Source organism: Amycolatopsis vancoresmycina (assembly GCF_000716785.1).
Taxonomy (GTDB): Bacteria; Actinomycetota; Actinomycetes; order Mycobacteriales; family Pseudonocardiaceae; genus Amycolatopsis; species Amycolatopsis vancoresmycina.
Genome location: NZ_JNYY01000001.1, coordinates 1 through 17,381 on the forward strand (window position 1 = coordinate 1; position 17,381 = coordinate 17,381).

Here is a 17,381-nt window from a genome sequence, read left to right on the forward strand (position 1 = left end):
ATGGTCCGCTGGAGCATCATCCGCATCACCAGCCGCCGCCTCACCCAACGCACCTAAGTTCAAGAACAGGCTCTTAGAACACTGTTTCTCACTCACGACCCTCAGGCGCAGGCGAGGCGGGCCCAGACGACCTTGCCGTCGTCGTGGTGGCTCACGCCCCAGGTGTCGGCGAGTTCGTCGACCAGCAGCAGGCCCCGGCCGCCCGCCTGGCCGGGGACCCGCAGCCGCGGCTCGCCGGTGCCGACGTCGGTGACCGCCACCGTCACCTCGCACGGATCCGCCGCGACGTGGAGCCGCAGCTGGCGGGGGCCGGTGGCGTGGACGTAGGCGTTCTCGAGCAGTTCGCCGATGACGATCAGCGCGTCGACCCGGTCCGGTTCGGCCAGCGACGCCAGCCGGGTGCCGGCCCAGCGGCGTCCGGTGGCCGGCCCCGCGGGACCGGTCCCGGTCAGGTCCAGCACGTCCCAGCCCGGTTCGCCCGCCGCGCCCCAGTTCACTCGCACCGTGCGGCCCTCCTTCTCGGGAAAGGCCTACCCGGATAAGCCCGAGTTACACGTTCGGGGGCGATGTTACGGGTGCCCGCTGCGCCAGAGGAACGCCTCCCGCAACGCGGTGACGAGCGCTTCGTCGTCGACCTCGCTGGGCTGCTCGCCCATCGGCAGCCAGCGCTCGTCGTCCGGGGTGCCGGCGATGACGCGGATCAGCGTGACGCCGGGATAGGCGAGCGTCTCGGTGCCGCCGTCGGCGCCGGGCACGGTGATGCGCCGGGACTCGGCCCGGACGAGGACCTGCCGCTGGTCGTTCACGCCGTCTCCCCGGCGGGCACGGCGCGCCCCGAGGGGGAGGAGAGCGCGCCATGTCCGTCCTTGGAACGGTACGCCGCGGCCGGGCGGGCGGCCCCGGAACCACTCGTACGCCGGAGCAGCGGAACGTGACAGGGGTGCCCGGGTTGCTCTGCGCGAATTCCCGGTGGGCGAATTGCCCGGTACCTATCTTTTGTCCTGTCCGACGAAAGTCGGTACCGCCCGGCCCGGCCGCGGGCCCACCCTCGACCGCACCGGATCCCCGGCGCCGGCCCCGGCCGGCTCACCCCCACCGCGGCCGGCGCGGCCACCCCTCGCGCCGGCTTCGCCCGCGAAAGCGAGTTACCGGCATGCGCAGAACGTCCCCGGGACACCACCTCCTCGCCCGCTCCGCCACCACTGTCGTGGCCGCCGCCGCGGCCGCCGCCTTCTTCACCCCGGTCACCGCGACCGCCACCACCATCGACGGCTACTCGGCCACGGTGCAGCGCGAAGCGGTCGCCTCCCTCGCCGCCGAAGCGGGGATCAGCGAGTCCGCCGCCGTCGCCCTCCTGCGCACGCAGGCGGCGAGCGTCGACACCCTGCACGCGGTCACCGCGGCCCTCGGGGCCCGGGCCGCGGACGGCTACCTCGACGCGGCCGCCAAACCCGTGGTCAACGTGCTCGACCGGGCCGCCGCCGTCCAGGCCGAGCAGGCCGGGGCGCAGGCCCGGGTCGTCAAGCACTCCGCCGCCGCGCTGGCGAACGCGCAAGACGCCCTGCAGGCGCTGCCCGCGGTGGCGCACACCTCGATCGGCCTCGACCCGAAGACCAACCAGGTCGTGCTCACCGTGGCCGACGCGGCCAAGGGCACCGAAGCCCTGCTGAAGGCCGCCGGGGCGCTCGGCGACCGGGTCCGCGTGGAGCGGGTCGCCGGCGAGATGCACACCGCGATCTACAACGGCGAGGCGATCACCGGCGGCGGCGTCCGCTGCTCGGTCGGCTTCAACACCAACCGCGGCGGCCAGAACTACATCGTCGACGCCGGCCACTGCACCCGCGCGGTGTCGCAGTGGAACGTCGGCCCCTCGCAGGGATCGAGCTTCCCCGGCAACGACTACGGGCTCATCCGCAACACCACCGGCAGCGCACCCGGCGCGGTCACCCTGTGGAACGGCTCCACGCAGCGGATCAGCTCCGCCGGCACCGCGACCGTCGGGCAGCGGATCAGCAAGAGCGGCAGCACCACCCAGCTGACGTCGGGCTCGGTGCAGCGGCTGAACGTCACGGTGAACTACGCCGAAGGCTCGGTGTCCCAGCTGATCCAGACCAGCGCGCTGGTCAACCCCGGCGACTCCGGCGGCTGCCTGTTCGCCGGCAGCACCGGCCTGGGCATCACCTCCGGCAAGGGCGGCAGCAGCTCCTACTACCAGCCGGTGGGCGAGGCGCTGAGCGCGTACGGCGTCACCCTGAACTGACCGGCGGGCGGCCGGAGCACCACGCCGGTGCCCCGGCCGCCGCGTCAGTCGCGGCGGTGGAAGATCAGCCGGTAGCCGGCCAGGATGACCAGCGCGCCGAGGATCGCCAGGCCCCAGGTCCGCAGGTCGAAGAACGTGCCGAGCTGGGTGTGGAACAGCGTCTTGCCGATCCAGCCGCCGACGAACGCGCCCGCGATGCCGAGCAGGATGGTGATGATGCAGCCGCCCGGGTCCTTGCCCGGCATGAGGGCTTTCGCGATCAACCCGGCGATGAGCCCGAGCACGATCCAGGCGATGATGCCCACGGCGGTGTCCTCTCGTCAGCGTCCCTTGACGGCACAGGATGGCAGGAGCGGCCCCGCGGGGCGCGCCGAGCCACGCCGACGTGATCCGGATCTCACCCGGTGGTCACCGCCGCGGGAACGGACCCCACCCCTTGACGGCGAACGAGCTGCCGCGCCGCTCGACCTCCAGCGCGCTGTGCCCGCCGAAGTGGGCGGGCACGAGCAGGACGCGCTCGTCGGCGGCCCAGCCGAGCAGACGGCGGCGGGTGGCTCGGGCCTGGACCGGGTCTTCGCAGAAGCAGCTGTTGTGCCCGGGCTCGGCGAGCTGCAGGGGCGTGTGCAGGATGTCGCCGGCGAACAGGGCGCGGTCGCCGCCGGAGGCCAGTTTCACCACGCTGGAGCCGGGGGTGTGGCCCGGCGCGGCCTCCAGCCAGAGGTTCGCGTCGATCGGGTGGGCGTCCTCCCACAGCACCACCTGGCCCGCCTCGTACACCGGCTGGATGCTGTCTTCGAAGGCGTGCGCGTTCACGCCGCCGGAGACGGCCGGGTTGCGGGCCGGGTCCCAGTGCTCGAAGTCCGCGCGGGGCATGAGGTGCGTGGCGTTGGGGAACGTCGGCACCCAGGTGCCGCCGGCCAGGCGGGTGTTCCACCCGATGTGGTCGAGGTGCAGGTGGGTGTGCACGACCAGGTCGACGTCCTCGGTGCGGACACCGGCTTCGCGCAGCCGGTCCAGGTAGTCCAGCCGGAGGTGGTCCCAGGCGGGGACCGCCGGGCGGTGCTTGTCGTTGCCCACGGCGGTGTCGATCAGGATCGTGCGGCCTTCGCTGCGCAGCAGCCAGGTCTGCATCGACGACAGCACGAGGTCGTCCGCGGTGAGGTGGTCGGGTACCAGCTCGTGGCGGTGCTCCTGCCACGCCCGTTCCGGCAGGTCCGGGAAGAAGTCCCGGGCCGGCATGATCGGGCCGTGCTGCTCTTCGATGCGGGTGACGGTGACGTCCCCGAGCTTGATTTCCGTCATTTTTCCTTCTCTGCGGGGTTTTCCGGGCGCGTTCGAGCCAGGCATCCGCTGGGGGTGCCTCGTGGGGAAAGCGTTTTCAGCCGCGCGCGGGCGATTCCCGGCGCGCGGTGGCGGTGGTGTGGGTCAGCAGGGTCATCGCCGCGTGCGACGCGGAGCCGGGTTCGGTGGTCGCGACGACGACGTGCTGGTCGTCCTCGGTCAGCAGTGCCTGGTGCGTGACGGTCATCGCGCCCACCAAGGGGTGGCGCATCTCGTAGACCGCATCGCCGCCCGCCTTGACGCGCTGGTCCGCCCACCAGGCCGCGAACTCCGTGCTGTGCAGGGAAAGTTCCCCGACGAGGGTGGCCAGGCCGGGATCGTCGGGGTGGCGTCCGGACGCCATCCGCAGCGTCGCCACGACCGCGCGGGCCTTGGCCGGCCAGTCGGCGTACAGCTCACGGGTGTGCGGGTCGAGGAACACCAGCCGCGCCAGGTTCGGGCGCTGTCCAGTCCGTTCGGGCGCGTCCGGGGCCAGGTGCCCGGCGAACAGCGCGTGGCCGGCGGTGTTCCAGGCCAGGACGTCGCGGTACCGGCCGAGCACGACCACCGGCACGTCGCCGAGTGCGGCCAGGAGCTGCCGGACGGCGGGCGTGACGCGTTCCGGCGGCGGGCGGCGGCGCGTGACCGGCCGCCGGGCGCCGGCGGCCAGCTCGTGCAGGTGCCGTCGTTCGGTGTCGTCGAGCCGGAGGGCCCGGGCGAGGGCGTCCAGTACCTCCGGCGAAGCATTCGCCGCCTGGCCCTGTTCGAGCCTCGAGTAGTAGGGCGCGCTCACCCCGGCGAGCCGGGCGAGCTCTTCGCGGCGCAGCCCGGGCACCCGGCGCCGGTCGCCGTGGGTGCCGAGGCCGACGTCCTCGGGTCTTAGGTGGGAACGGCGGGTCCGGAGGAACTCGCCGAGTCGTCGTCTGGCCTCCATGAAGCCAGTATGGGCAGCGGTGCGCCGCCGCAACCACACCCTGACGGGGTCACGAAAAAGCCCGCCCGGGAGCTGTCCCGGGCGGGCCGTGGGTGATCAGGCGGGCTCAGCCACCGCCGTAGGTGGCCTGGGTGACCGCGAAGACGTTGCGGTTGCCCGCGCCTTCCTGCAGCGACCACAGCAGGTCGGCGGCGGTGTCGTCCTCCCAGTAGGAAAGGCTTTCGCCGCTGCCTACCCAGGCGAAGGTCTGCGCGGCGGCCGCCGGCTTCCAGTAGTAGAGCTGCTTCGAACCGGAGGAGTTGAACCACCAGCGGCCGTTGTGCGAGGCGACGCCGTTGAGCTTGTACCAGGGCAGCTGCAGCGCCTGGCTCGCCGTCGTCGTCGCGGCGAAGGTCCCGGAGGCGGCGAACGGGTAGCGGATCGCCCGCGGCGCCCGGTTCGGGTAGTCCGTGCAGCCGGAGGAGCAGGTGTACTCGGTCATCACGATCGACTTGCTGACCCGGTCGAGGGAGATCGACGACCACGCGAGGTTCGTGCCCGACGTCGTCTTCGAGGTGATCGTGCCGACCTGCGGCAGGACGTAGGCGTAGTTGTGGGCGTAGTAGGTGCTGCCGCTCTGGTGGCCGATCTGGTCGGCCGTGCCGCCGCTGTCGGTCTTGAGGATCTTGCGCATGTCGAACACGCGCATGCCCTTCCCGGTGTCGGCGACGTAGAGGTAGTCGCCGTACCAGGACATGCCACCGGCGTGGATCGGGATGTCCTTGAAGTCCGGCGCCGCCGCGGTCCCGGTAGGCTCGACCAGCAGGATCTTCCGGTAGGCGTTCGGGTAGTCGGCATCCCAGTCGACGAGGGTGATCCGGCTGCGCGACTGGCCGCCGTCACAGCCGTCCTTGGTGTACCAGCTGACGGCGACGAGCTGGTGCCCGTCGTAGTTCCCGCCGTTCGCGGTCCCCACGGCGTCGCGGCTGGTGGTGATGCCCTGCGGGTAGTTGGTGCAGTCGGAGTTGTCGCCGCTGTCGAACCGGAACCCGGTCGAGAGCCCGGCGACGGAGAAGGAGGACGGCAGGGCGGTGCGGTCGTGGTTCGCGTTGTCCATCACGGTGTGGACGGCCGCGGTCCCCAGCGTCGAGACCAGCGCGCTGTTGACGGAGTCGAACTGGGTGTAGCTGGCGGACAGGGTGTATTGGTCGGCAGGCAGGGTGGAAGGCGCGGCCGCGGCGGTGGCCGCGGCGGCCGGCGCGGCCACCAGACCCGCGAGCAGGCCGGCGGCCAGCGCGGCCTGGGCTAGACGGTGCAATGACATGCGAACCATCGTCGGCCACGGCCGTACAAGGGCCGTACAACCGCGGCCCGCTACCGCGCCGCCCGGCGGTCGAGCACCTTCAGCGACTGCTCGCACCACCGCAGGTTCTCCCGCTCGAACGACAGCCCGCGCATCAGCGTCAGGTACGGGCCGACGCGCTCGGCCTCGGCGAGGTAGTCGTCTTCGAACCGGCCGTCCAGCAGGCGGGCGCGGAGCCGCTCGTACGCGGCGATCTTGGTCTCCGCCCGGGCCATCCGCTCCGCCAGCGCGCTCCGGACCGCCCGCTCGTCGCCCATGTCCAGCGCCTGCACCTGGACGAGCAGCTCGTCGCGGATCACGCCCGGGCGGGGTGGCCGGGCCGTGAACTCGTGCAGTGCCCGGCGGCCGGCCTCCGACAGCGCGAACAGGCGCTTGTCCGGGCGGTGCTGCTGGTGGACCACCCGGGCGTGCACCAGGCCGTCGGCCGCCATGCGGTCGAGTTCCCGGTAGAGCTGCTGGGGGGTTGCCGCCCAGAAGTTCGCCACCGAGGCGTCGAACCCCTTCGCCAGGTCGTAACCCGATGCCTCGCCTTCGAGCAAGGCCGCCATCAGCGCGTGCCGGAGTGCCATACTCAACTAGTTGAGTGCTTCGCGCTGGATCTGCGGGAACTGCGCCGCCATCGCCTCCGACAGCGCCTGCGCCGCCGAGAGCGGGCGGACCATCACGGTGAACTCGTCGATCAGGCCGTCGTCGTCGAGGTGCAGGAAGTCGCAGCCTTCGACGCGCACGTCCCCGATCCGGGCCTCGAAGACGAGCGCGTGGTCCCGCCCCTCGCCGCCGGTCAGCTCGCGCACATAACGGAAGTCCTCGAACACGCGCAGCACGCCGCGCAGGATCGCGGCCGTGATCGCCTTGCCCGGGTACGGCCGGAACGCCACCGGGCTGCGGAACACGACGTTCTCGGCCAGCGCCGCCGCCATGGCCTCGGGATCGCGGGCCTCGACGGCCTTGCGGAAGCTGCTCACGGGCACCTCGCATAGTCACTTTGTTGAGTATGACTCCGTGAGCGTACCGGTTCGCCTTCGGTGACCGCTCGATGACGCACAGCTCTGCATTAGCCCTGCCACAGCTGTGCTCACCACGCTGACCCAAGGCCCGGTCAGGCGGAAGTCAACCGGCCATTACCCACCACGACCGCGAACCGGCGCGCGGACCTGCACCCTCACCGCGTCCACCACGCAGGGGCCGTGCTACTTCGACGGGCATGCTGCTGAAGGTGACCCGGGCGCGCGACGGCTACGCCGGCTGCATCGTCCTCAACGCCGGCCCCGACCACGACGGCACGTAGCTGTCACGGCCGGGCGAGCCACTCGGCGAGCGTGGTCTCGGCGAGTTGCGCGCCCGGCCCCGGCAGGAGGTCTTCCGGCCCCGGCACCGCACCGAAGTACGGCGCCTGCGGGTCGGTGACCACCGGCCGCGGGTCCGAGCGCGCGGTCAGCACCGTGCGCACCCACTCGTCCAGTCCGAAGACCTCGGGGCCTGCCACCTCGGTGACACCGCCTGCCGGGGCTCCGGTGGCGGCCCGGCCGACCGCCGCGGCCACGTCGGCGGCCGCCATCGGCTGCACGCCCGCCCCCGGCAGCCGCACGACGCCGTCGGCCGTCGAACCGTCCGCGATCCCGCCGGCGAACTCGAAGAACTGCGTCGCGCGCACGATCGAGAACGGCAGCCCGGACCGGGCGATCAGCTCCTCCTGCGCGACCTTCGCCCGGAAGTACCCGACACCCGGCTGCCGGTCCGTGCCGACCACCGACAAGGCGACGTAGTGCCCGATCCCCGCTTCCGCGGCCGCACCGGCGAGGGTGGTGGTCGAGGTCCGGAAGAACGCCATGACGTCGTCGTCGGCGAACGACGGCGAGTTCGAGACGTCCACCACCACGTCCGCGCCCTGCAACACCTCCTTCAGCCCTTCGCCGGTCAAGGTGTTCACCCCGGTGCTGGGCGCGGCGGGCACCGCGTCGTGGCCCTGCGCGGCCAGCCGGGTCACGAGGTTCCTGCCGATCAGACCGGTCCCGCCGATGACGACGACCACCATGTCCGCTCCTTCCGCTCGGCGCCGCCCGGTGGCCCCGGGACGGCTGCACACCCCAGGGACAAGATGGCGCGCCGGAACGTGACACCGCAGGCCGGTTCGCTCGAACGGCTCAGCCGTCGTATAACGCCCTACACGGCGGCCCCGTGCCGCGCGTACTGGGCGCGCAGGGCCTTCTTGTCCGGCTTCCCCAGCCCCGTCATGGGCAGGGAACCGGCCACGATCACCTGTTTGGGCACGTGCACCGGGCCCTTGCGCTCCCGCACCGCCGCCTGGATTTCGGCGGTGAGCCGCTCTACGTCGCCGTCCGCGTCCGCCCGCAGCACCACGACCGCGGTCACCGCCTCGCCCCACTTGTCGTCCGGTGTGCCGATCACGCCCACCTGCGCGACCGCCGGGTGCTCGGCCACGACGTCCTCCACCTCGCGGGGGAACACGTTGAACCCGCCGGTGACGATCATGTCCTTGACCCGGTCGACGATGAACCAGAAGCCGTCCTCGTCCTCGCGGGCGACGTCGCCGGTGTGCAGCCAGCCGTCGCGGAACGTCTCGGCCGTCACCTCCGGCAGGTTCCAGTACCCGCCCGCGAGCAGCGGGCCGGCCACGCAGATCTCGCCCGGCTCGCCCGGGGCCACCGGGGTCCCGTCCGCGCCGAGCAGGGCGGTGCGCAGGAAGGCCGACGGGCGGCCGCAGGACGCCAGCCGGGCGTCGTCGTGGTCGCCCTTGGCCAGGTAGCTGATCGCCATCGGGGCCTCGGACTGGCCGTAGTACTGGGCGAAGATCGGCCCGAACCGGTCGATCGCCTCGCGCAGCCGGACCGGGTTGATCGACGCGGCCCCGTAGTACACCGTCTGCAGCGACGACAGGTCGCGGGTGCGCGAGTCCGGGTGGTCCAGCAGCGCGTAGAGCATGGTGGGCACGAGCATGGTCGCGGTGATCCGCTGCTCTTCGACGATCCGCAGGATCTCGCCGGGGTCGAACTTCGGCACCACGACCAGGGAGCCGCCCTTGAGCAGGGTCGGCGCGAAGAACGCCGCCCCGGCGTGCGAAAGGGGCGTGCAGATGAGGAACTTCGGCGCCTCCGGCCACTCCCATTCGGCCAGCTGGATCTGCGTCATCGTGGTCATCGCCTGCGCGGTGCCCATGACGCCCTTCGGCTTGCCGGTCGTCCCGCCGGTGTAGGTGATCGAGACGACCTGGTCCGGCGGCAGCACGGCCGGCACCAGGGGCCGCGGCTCGAACGTCGCGGCGGTCGCCGTCAGGTCGTGTCCGACGTGGGCCAGCGGTTCCGGCACCGGGCCGATGGTGAGCACCTGGGTCAGGCCGGGGACCTTGTCCAGGAGGCCGAGCGCGCGGTCGACGAAGGCGGGCACCGGGTCGATGATCAGCGTGGTGATGCCGGCGTCGGCGAGGATGTAGGCGTGGTCGTCGAGCGAACCCAGCGGGTGCAGCGCCGTGCGCCGCGAGCCCTGCAGCTGACCGGCGGCGATGATGAGCAGGACTTCCGGGCGGTTGAGCGACAGCAGCGCGACCGGCGCGCCGGTGCCGGCCCCGAGGGCCTCGAACGCCTGCGCGTACTGGCTGACCTGCTCGGCGGTCCGGCCCCCGGTCATCGTGGTGTCGCCCAGCACCATGACCGGTTTGTCCCGGTGCCGCTTCAGCGCGGAAACCACCAGGTGGCCGAGGTGGTTGGGGTACCGCATCGCCTGCTCGTCCATCCCGGTCCTTCCACGGCGTCAAACTAGAACACGTTACTGTTTTCGACACCATACGCGGGCCGGAGCGGTTTTGTCAGCTCGCGGGACGGGTGGAACGGGTTCCAGCGGCCCGCCGGGGGACGGGCCGCTGGACTCCTTTGTGGACGATCGCGGTCAGGGCACCGGCGCGGCCTGGGCGCGGGCCACGGCCTCGTCGCGGTCCGGTTGCAGCAGGTAACCCGCCCGCAGGGCGCGGTCCGCCGCCGCGGTGAACGCGGCCACGTACGCCGCGTGGTCCGGGTACCGCTGCCGGATCCGCTCCGGGGTCAGCGGCGTGGTCGTGCCCAGCAGCAGGCACGCGCCCGGCACGTTGCCGCCGCTGTTGTTGGGGGCGTAGGAGGCCACCGGGACGTCGAAGTCGGGCAGCCGGACGCCGCCGAGGGCGTTCCGGTCGCCGTCGCGCAGGATGACGAGGTTGAGCAGCATCGAGATCGGCGTCGCCGTCGGCGGGGCCGCGCCGCCGCGTGCCCAGCGGTCCAGGTGGCGGAACGCCGCGTTCTCCGCGTACCGGAACGTCATGCTGTTGACCGGCTGGTCGCACGTGGTCGGGGCACCGTCGTTGATGGACCGGTCACGGGCGTTGGCCGCGTTGTACAGGTCCAGCCCGTACCGGTCGGCGTGCGCGGTGCCGGCCACCTCCCAGGTGCGCACCCGCGCGGTGTCCTGCCGGACCGAGGCCGACGCGATGACGTCGGTCTCCGACTGCAGGACGAACACCGGGACGCCGAGGTCGGTCCGGATCCGGGCCGACAGCGGCCCGACGACGCCGTCGCCGATCGGTGCCGCCAGTGCCGCCCGGCCGTGGATCAGGAAGCCGTCGTAGGCCCGGCGCACCGGCTGGACCGCGTTGGCGAAGGTGGTCAGCCGCAGCGCCGACTGCGAGTGCCCGGTGCCGAGGACGACCGCCGGCGGCCGGCCGCCCAGGAGCTGCGGATTCGCCCGTACCGCCTGCGCCGCCTGGGAGAAAACGTCGTAGGAAAGCGCATCCCCGCTCAGGTTCACGGCGCCGTAGCGTGCCGGGTCGAGGCTCTTGAGCTTGTCGGCACCGGCTTTCTGGGTCGTCACGCCGACGTAGGCGTAGCCCTCGCGGATGAAGTGCTCGTAGGACTGGGAGAAGTCCACCGGGATGTCGACGCCGAAGCTGACGTTGAGCCATTCGACCACGACCGTGCCGGTGAACCGGGCGGGGTCGCGCGGCCGCACCACGACCAGCCGGGTGGTGTACGGGTTGCCGGTGGTGGCCACGCGGGTGGCCCAGCGGCCGTCGTCGGTCCACAGTCCTGCCTGGTCGAACGTGTCGGCCTGGCCGGACAGCAGGTACTCCTCCTCGACGTACCCGCGGGCGGCGAGGTCGAGGACGCCTCGGGCGCCGCTGACCGGCCAGCCCCGGCCGGCGTCCGCGGGCACCGCCGTGACCGCCGGCGCCGCGGCGGGGGCGGCTTGGGCGGTGGCGGTCGTTGCCAGTGGTAGCAGGAGCACGGTCAGCAGCACGAGCAGGGCTCTGCGCATGGGGAAACCCTTCTGGTGGTGGACGGCAGCCGAGCGGCTCCGGGCTCTGCACCGTCCACATCGGACAGTAAGGCGGTGACCGCGTGGCCACCGCCTTCGTCTTCTACTCGCCGGTACGGTCCCGGGCAATGCGGGCCCGGCGAACCGGGCGGAACCGGGCGGGGAACGCTCAGGGAAGTGACAAGTCCACGCCCCGGCTGCGCGCGGCCGGAAAAAACTCCGAAAGTCCTTTCGGCGCCGCAACCTTGCGCAGGTGTCACTCGTTGCGCGACTATCTCCGGACGTTCTGCACGTGCATGCGCACGGCGAGAGGGGTGTGGTGACCGAAGTGGCGCCGGCGGCGGCCGGCACGACGGACGCCCCGAGCGACGCGGCCTTGATCGCGGCGGTCCGCGGTGGGGACATCGCGGCCTACGGCGAGCTCTACGACCGGCACCTCGTCGCCGCCCGCCGGGTGGCGGCCGCGATCGCGGCCGACCAGGCGGAGCGCGAAGACCTGATCGCCGAAGGGTTCACCCGCGTACTGCGGATTCTGCGCAACGGCGAGGGCCCGGACGAGGATTTCCGCCCGTACCTGCTGACGACCATCCGGAACACGATGATCAGCTGGCGGCGGCGCGACTCGGCCGTCTCGCTGGTGGCCGAGGTGCCGGACGTCCTGCCGGGGGCGGGCAGCGACGAGCCGGTGGGCAGCCGGCTGCACGCCACCGTCGCCGCGGACGCGTTCGCGAGCCTGCCCGAGCGCTGGCGGACGGTGCTCTGGCGGACCGAGATCGACGGCGATCCGCCCGCGCGGATCGCCGAGGACCTCGGGATGACGCCGAACGGGGTCGCCGCGCTGGCCTACCGCGCCCGCGAGGGCCTGCGGCAGGCATACCTGGACCAGCACGTCCCCGCCGCGCGGCGGCGGAACTGCCGGGTCGTCTCCGGCCAGCTGGCCAAGTTCGTGCGGGACGGGATCTCCGACCACAAGGCGCACCGGGTCGCAGCCCACCTGGAGCGCTGTGCGGACTGCCGGGAGCTGGCCGCCGGGCTCCGGCAGCTCAACTCGGAGCTGCCGGCCGCGATGGCCCCGCTCATCCTGGGCGTCCCGATCGTCTCGCAGTGGTTGTCGGCCACCGGGTCGCTGGCGTCGTCCGGCGCCGCGGCCGGAGCCACCGGCACGAGCGCGTCGGCGCTGTCGTGGGCCACGGCGGCGAAGGTGGCCGCTGCGGGCGCGGCGCTGGTCACGACGGTGACGATCGGCGCGAGCACCTCCAGCGATGCGCCTTCGCCGTCGCTTCCCGGCAGCGACGGCACGACGAGCCAGCCCGGGCGCAGCGGGCCGCAGGACGGCTCCCGCGCCGGGGTGCCGCCGGGCGGCGTCGCGCCGGCTTCCGGCGCCGCGGTGACCACCTCGGTGCCCCCGGGCGTGGAACCGACCGGGGCCCAGCCGGCGGACGGATCGACGGGGACCCCGGGTGCCGGGGAATCGTCGGCGGGAACCGGAAACGGCAACGGAAACAACGGCAACGGGAACGGCAACAACGGCAACGGGAACGGCAACAACGGCAACGGGAACGGCAACAACGGCAACGGGAACAACGGGAACGGCCTCGGGAACGACCCGGCCGCGAAGTCGTCCAAACAGGCGGCCAAGGAGTCGTCCAAGGCGGCGAAAGAATCGTCGAAAGCGTCGAAAAAGGCCGAAAAGACGAAGAACCCCGGGGAGTGACCCGGCGCCGCACGGGCGCCGGGTCATCCCGCTCAGCAGGGCTGCAGCAGCCAGCAGAGCCGGTAGTTCGCCTGGTAGGTGGCACCCGTCGCCGGGGCGACGACGTTCTGCGTCCGCGCCCCGCCGTGCGCCCAGCTGGTGAAGGCGTACTTCAGGTTCAGCGGGGGCAGGTTCTGCGGGCTGTCCGCGCTGATCGAGTTGACCGATCCGGCGATCACCGTCCTGGCGAACGGCGTGCGCTGTTGGGTCCCACCGACGGTGAGCGTGGCCTGGCCGGGGTTCGACGTGAAGTTCAGCGTCACCGTCTTCGGCTGCAGGTCGATCGTCTTGGACCCGGTGCGGCCCGTCGAGTCGGTCGCGGTCAGCGTCAGCTGCAGGTACGACGGGTACTCGTGGTCCGGTGCGACGAACGATCCGGCGGCGGCACCCGGGACGTCCTGGACGTTGTGGGTGTGGCAGGTCCCGTTGGCCGCACAGTGCCGGATGGCCAGCCGCCAGGACAGCGCCGACGGCGGCAGGTCGCCGTCCTGGGCGTCGACCGCGCGGCCCGAGAAGGCCACCGGCTGCCCGACCGACCAGGTCAGCGCCGGGCTCGGGGTGTCGATGACCGGCACCGGGTCGAGCCCGGCCGGTGTCCCGACGGTGACCCGGACGGTCGTGGCCGCCGTCGCGCCGTGGGAGTCGGTCACGCGCAGCCCGGCGTCGACCGCCGCCGCGGTGGTGTAAGTCCACGTGGGCCGCGGGTCTGCCGAGTCGTCGTAGGCGCCGTCCGCGTCGAGGTCCCACGCGTAGGACAGCGTGTCGCCGGCGTCCGGGTCGGTGGAGCCGGTGCCGTCGAACTGCACGGTCAGCGGCGCCGGGCCGCTCGACGGCGTCGCGGTGGCCGCGGCGACCGGCGGCCGGTTCGTGCCGCCGGCGTAGCTCACCCGGCGCAGTTCGCCGCTGCCCAGCGCAACGTAGAACAGGTCACCGCCGGGGCCGGTGAGCACCTGCACCGGCGTGCTGACGCCGGTCACGAAGGGCACCAGGCGGCTCGGGCTCGGCTGGCCGCCCACCGTCTGCATCGCCCAGATGCAGCCGCGGGAGGAATCGGCGAAGAACAGCGCGCCGGCGTACTCGGCCGGGTAGCTGCTGCCGGATTCGAAGGCGATGCCGCTGATCGAGGAGCCGCCGGTGGGACACGGGTCGGTCGCCACGACCTTGGCGCTGTGGTTGTAGGTGTAGTAGGGCGCGGTCTGCCCGCCGGCCGAGTACAGCGACTCGCACCGGTCGAGGTTCGCGCCGTCGTAGCCCGCCTGGCGGGCGTTGCCTTCGAAGCAGGGCCAGCCGAAGTTCTCGGCGACGCCGTCACCGGCATCGGCCACCCGGTTGATCTCCTCCCAGGTGTTCCAGCCGACGTCGCCGGCCCACAACTCGCCGGTCCCGGGCCGGAACCCGAACCGGAACTGGTTGCGGGAGCCGTAGGCGATGACGCGCCGGGCGTTGGCGTCGGCGCTGCTCGCGAACGGGTTGCCGGGCAGCCCGTCCCCGGTGTCCGGGTCGATGCGCAGGAGCGCGCCGTTGAGCAGCACCGGCTGCCCGGCCGCGCGCCGCGGCGACTGCGAGCGCAGCGCCCCGCCTTCGGCCGCCGGCGGGGTGAGGTTCGTGCCGGCGGGCGACGGCGGGTCGGCGCAGGGGTTGCCGACCTGGCCGTAGTCGGCGAAGTTGAAGCTGGCGCCGTCCCCGCCGCCGGCGTACAGGGCGCCGTCCGGACCGAAGGCCAGCGCGCCGATCGAGTGGCTGGGGAACTGCTGGCACCAGCCGGTGACCAGCGGTTTTTCGCTGACGGCGGTGCCGGCCGGGCCCATTGTCAGCCGGGAGACGCGGCCGGTCACGACGCAGCCCTGGTCGGTCGCGCCCGGCGGGGTGGGGCAGGTGTCGCCCCACCGCGGCGCGGTCCCGCCCGGCTCGGCGTCGAGGGTGTAGGACACGTAGACGTACGGCCGCGCGGGGAAGGCCGGGTCGACCGCCAGCCCGAGCAGCCCGCGGTCCCAGAAGTCCTGCGTCGGGGTGCGGAGGTCGGCGAACACCGTCGCCGTCGGGTTGGCGAGGGAGTCGAACACCTTGACCAGGCCGCTCTTCTCGGCGACGAACACGCGCCCGTCGGGGGCGAACGCGGCGGCGGTCGGCGAGGTGAGGCCGCCGATCGCCACCGTGTCGGTGAACCCGGCGGGCACGGCGGCCGCGGGAGCCGCGGCGGCGACCGCCACCGCGAGGGCACCGGCCAGGGGCACGATCACCCCCGCCGCCAGTGCGCGTCTCGATCTTCGCGATCTTCGCGGAACCAGGAAACGACGAGAACCCATCACGAACTCCTCGTACGGCGGGGACCGGACCGGCGCGAACGCCGTCCCCTATGGCGCCGGAAGTCCGATAGTTGTTACGTCGCAGCCAAGAATGTCCCCGAACCGCGTAACCGGTGCGGGCCGGAAATGACTCACCGCCGTTCGCGTGGCCGCGGCGGTACGGCCATGCTGGGGACGCATCCGCCGAACGAGGAGGTTTACCGTGGCCGCGCCGACGACTATGCCCGCCTGGCGCGTCACGCGGCCGGGCCCGATGCCGTCGAAGCCGGTGGAGCTGGTGCGCACGCCGGTGCCGCGGCCCGGCGCGGGAGAGCTGCTGGTGCGGGTCCTGGTGTGCGGGGTCTGCCGGACGGACCTGCACGTCGCCGAGGGCGACCTGCCGGTGCACCGGCCGGGCGTGACCCCCGGGCACGAGGTCGTCGGCGAGGTCGCCGGCCTCGGTGCCGGCGTCTCCGGGTTCGGGGCCGGTGACCGGGTCGGGATCGCGTGGCTGCGCGGGACGTGCGGTGCGTGCCGGTACTGCCGGCGCGGGCGGGAGAACCTGTGCCCGGACTCGCGTTACACCGGCTGGGACGCCGACGGCGGGTATGCGGAGTACGCGGTCGTCCCGGCGGCGTACGCGCTGCCGCTGCCGGGCGGCTACTCCGACGACGAGCTGGCCCCGCTGCTGTGCGCCGGGCTGATCGGCTACCACGCGCTCGCCCGGGCGGACCTGCCGGACGGCGGCCGGCTGGGTATCTACGGGTTCGGCGGGAGCGCGCACCTGACGGCGCAGGTGGCGATCGCGCGCGGGGCCACGGTGCACGTCATGACGCGCAGCGCCGAAGCCCGTGAACTGGCCATGGCCCTCGGCGCGGCGTCGGCGGCCGACGCGGCTTCACCGCCTCCCGAACCGCTGGACTCGGCGATCCTGTTCGCGCCGGTGGGCGAGCTGGTGCTCCCCGCGCTGGCCGCCCTGGACCGCGGCGGAACGCTGGCCGTCGCCGGCATCCACCTGTCGGACGTGCCGCCGTTGAACTACCAGCGGCACCTGTTCCAGGAGCGGCAGGTACGCAGCGTCACCGCGAACACGCGCGCCGACGCGCGGGAGTTCCTGGCCTTCGCCGGGCGGCACCGCCTGGCCGTGAGCACCGTGCCCTATGCCTTGGACGCGGCGGACCGGGCCTTGGCCGACCTCGCCGCGGACCGGGTGAACGGCGCCGCGGTCCTGCGAGCCACCTGAACTTCCACCGATAACGCTCTCTCGGTATCGATGATGATACCGTCGTTGTTATCAGCGTGAACAACGGAGAGGGTGCACCATGATCGTCATCACCGGCGCCACCGGGCAGCTCGGGTCCCGGATCGTCGACCGGCTGCTGGAGCGGGTTCCGGCGGCGGAAATCGGGGTCAGCGTCCGCGATCCCGCCCGGGCGGCCGGGCTGTCGGGGCGTGGCGTCCGCGTGCGACGCGGCGACTTCGCCGATCCGGGCTCGCTCGCTGAGGCGTTCGAGGGGGCGGCGCAGGTCCTCCTCGTCTCGACGAACGAAGCCGGCGACGCGGCGGTGGCGCACCACGCCGCGGCGATCGAAGCCGCGCGCCAGGCGGGGGTCAAGCGCGTCCTGTACACCAGCCACCAGGGGGCGGGCGCGGATTCGCGGTTCGCTCCCATGGTCGACCACGCCGCCACCGAGGGGCGGCTCGCGGGCGCGCCGTTCACCGCGCTGCGCAACGGTTTCTACGCGAGCACGGTGCCCCTGCTGCTGGGTGACGCGCTGCGGACCGGCGAGCTGGTCGCACCGGCCGACGGGCCGGTCTCGTGGACGGCGCACGACGACCTCGCCGAAGCGGCGGCGATCATCCTGGCCGACGAGGGCCGGTTCGACGGCCCGACTCCGCCGCTCACCGCACCGGTCGCCCTCGACCTCGAGGACGTCGCCACCCTGCTCGGCGAGCTCGCCGGCTGGCCGATCCGGCGCGTCGTCGCCGACGACGAGGACTGGGTGGCCGGCCTGACCGGCCACGGCGTGCCGGCGGCTCGTGCGGAGCTGCTGCTGGGGATGTTCCGGGCGGCCCGCCGCGGCGAATTCGCCACCACGGGCGCGGGTCTGGAGGAGCTGCTGGGACGGCCGGCGACGCCGCTGCGGGCCGTCCTGGCTGCGGCTTTGCCGGAGTGATGATCACTATGC

16 protein-coding genes are annotated in these 17,381 nt (G+C 72.9%); 4 read left to right on the forward strand and 12 right to left on the reverse strand.

Features of this window, described 5'->3' with window-relative positions; genetic code table 11:
* Positions 1-101: 101 nt before the first annotated feature.
* Together OO60_RS00005 and OO60_RS00010 are read right to left on the reverse strand one after the other, a co-directional pair.
* A complete protein-coding gene (locus OO60_RS00005; protein ID WP_033260558.1) occupies positions 102-503 on the reverse strand; it encodes an ATP-binding protein in 402 nt (133 codons plus the stop codon).
* A gap of 66 nt (positions 504-569) precedes the next feature.
* Positions 570-806 carry a hypothetical protein gene (locus tag OO60_RS00010; protein WP_033260559.1) on the reverse strand — a complete coding sequence of 79 codons (237 nt, stop codon included), beginning with the start codon at positions 804-806 and terminating at the stop codon, positions 570-572.
* 347 nt (positions 807-1,153) lie between these two features.
* On the opposite strand from OO60_RS00010, the gene OO60_RS00015 reads away from it, so the two are divergent.
* Positions 1,154-2,260, forward strand: coding sequence for a S1 family peptidase (locus tag OO60_RS00015; RefSeq protein ID WP_033260560.1), 1,107 nt, complete (start codon positions 1,154-1,156; stop codon positions 2,258-2,260).
* Between the two features lie 44 nt (positions 2,261-2,304).
* Here OO60_RS00015 and OO60_RS00020 read toward each other — a convergent pair whose 3' ends face one another.
* From OO60_RS00020 to OO60_RS00060, 9 genes are all read right to left on the reverse strand, one after another.
* Positions 2,305-2,565: a GlsB/YeaQ/YmgE family stress response membrane protein gene (locus tag OO60_RS00020; RefSeq protein WP_004561337.1), complete on the reverse strand. Its 261-nt coding sequence runs from the start codon at positions 2,563-2,565 to the stop codon at positions 2,305-2,307.
* Between the two features lie 103 nt (positions 2,566-2,668).
* On the reverse strand, positions 2,669-3,562 hold the full coding sequence (locus OO60_RS00025; RefSeq protein WP_004561338.1) for an MBL fold metallo-hydrolase: 894 nt from the start codon (positions 3,560-3,562) through the stop codon (positions 2,669-2,671).
* 76 nt (positions 3,563-3,638) lie between these two features.
* Positions 3,639-4,514, reverse strand: coding sequence for a helix-turn-helix domain-containing protein (locus OO60_RS00030; protein WP_033260561.1), 876 nt, complete (start codon positions 4,512-4,514; stop codon positions 3,639-3,641).
* Positions 4,515-4,620: 106 nt separating this feature from the next.
* The gene (locus OO60_RS00035) at positions 4,621-5,817 is read right to left on the reverse strand and encodes a hypothetical protein (RefSeq protein WP_033260562.1); all 1,197 of its coding nucleotides are present in this window, start codon (positions 5,815-5,817) and stop codon (positions 4,621-4,623) included.
* Between the two features lie 50 nt (positions 5,818-5,867).
* A complete protein-coding gene (locus tag OO60_RS00040) occupies positions 5,868-6,425 on the reverse strand; it encodes a PadR family transcriptional regulator (protein WP_003103242.1) in 558 nt (185 codons plus the stop codon).
* 6 nt (positions 6,426-6,431) lie between these two features.
* On the reverse strand, positions 6,432-6,821 hold the full coding sequence (locus tag OO60_RS00045) for a nuclear transport factor 2 family protein (protein ID WP_003103244.1): 390 nt from the start codon (positions 6,819-6,821) through the stop codon (positions 6,432-6,434).
* Between the two features lie 326 nt (positions 6,822-7,147).
* Entirely contained in the window at positions 7,148-7,891 is a 744-nt protein-coding gene (locus tag OO60_RS00050) for an SDR family oxidoreductase (protein WP_033260563.1), read from the reverse strand.
* Between the two features lie 128 nt (positions 7,892-8,019).
* A complete protein-coding gene (gene fadD8, locus OO60_RS00055; protein ID WP_033260564.1) occupies positions 8,020-9,606 on the reverse strand; it encodes a fatty-acid--CoA ligase FadD8 in 1,587 nt (528 codons plus the stop codon).
* Between the two features lie 153 nt (positions 9,607-9,759).
* Positions 9,760-11,154: an alpha/beta hydrolase domain-containing protein gene (locus OO60_RS00060; protein ID WP_004561236.1), complete on the reverse strand. Its 1,395-nt coding sequence runs from the start codon at positions 11,152-11,154 to the stop codon at positions 9,760-9,762.
* A 319-nt stretch (positions 11,155-11,473) separates the two neighbouring features.
* Between OO60_RS00060 and OO60_RS00065 the strand changes: the two genes are divergently transcribed.
* Entirely contained in the window at positions 11,474-12,868 is a 1,395-nt protein-coding gene (locus tag OO60_RS00065; RefSeq protein WP_240490906.1) for a sigma-70 family RNA polymerase sigma factor, read from the forward strand.
* A gap of 32 nt (positions 12,869-12,900) precedes the next feature.
* On the opposite strand, the gene OO60_RS00070 is transcribed toward OO60_RS00065, so the two are convergent.
* Positions 12,901-15,147 (reverse strand): PQQ-dependent sugar dehydrogenase, encoded by a 2,247-nt coding sequence (locus tag OO60_RS00070; RefSeq protein ID WP_033260565.1) that lies wholly within the window; start codon positions 15,145-15,147, stop codon positions 12,901-12,903.
* Positions 15,148-15,433: 286 nt separating this feature from the next.
* On the opposite strand from OO60_RS00070, the gene OO60_RS00075 reads away from it, so the two are divergent.
* Both OO60_RS00075 and OO60_RS00080 read left to right on the forward strand, forming a co-directional pair.
* Positions 15,434-16,435, forward strand: coding sequence for a zinc-binding alcohol dehydrogenase family protein (locus OO60_RS00075; RefSeq protein WP_033260566.1), 1,002 nt, complete (start codon positions 15,434-15,436; stop codon positions 16,433-16,435).
* A gap of 79 nt (positions 16,436-16,514) precedes the next feature.
* On the forward strand, positions 16,515-17,369 hold the full coding sequence (locus OO60_RS00080) for an NAD(P)H-binding protein (protein ID WP_033260567.1): 855 nt from the start codon (positions 16,515-16,517) through the stop codon (positions 17,367-17,369).
* The last annotated feature ends 12 nt before the right edge of the window (positions 17,370-17,381 follow it).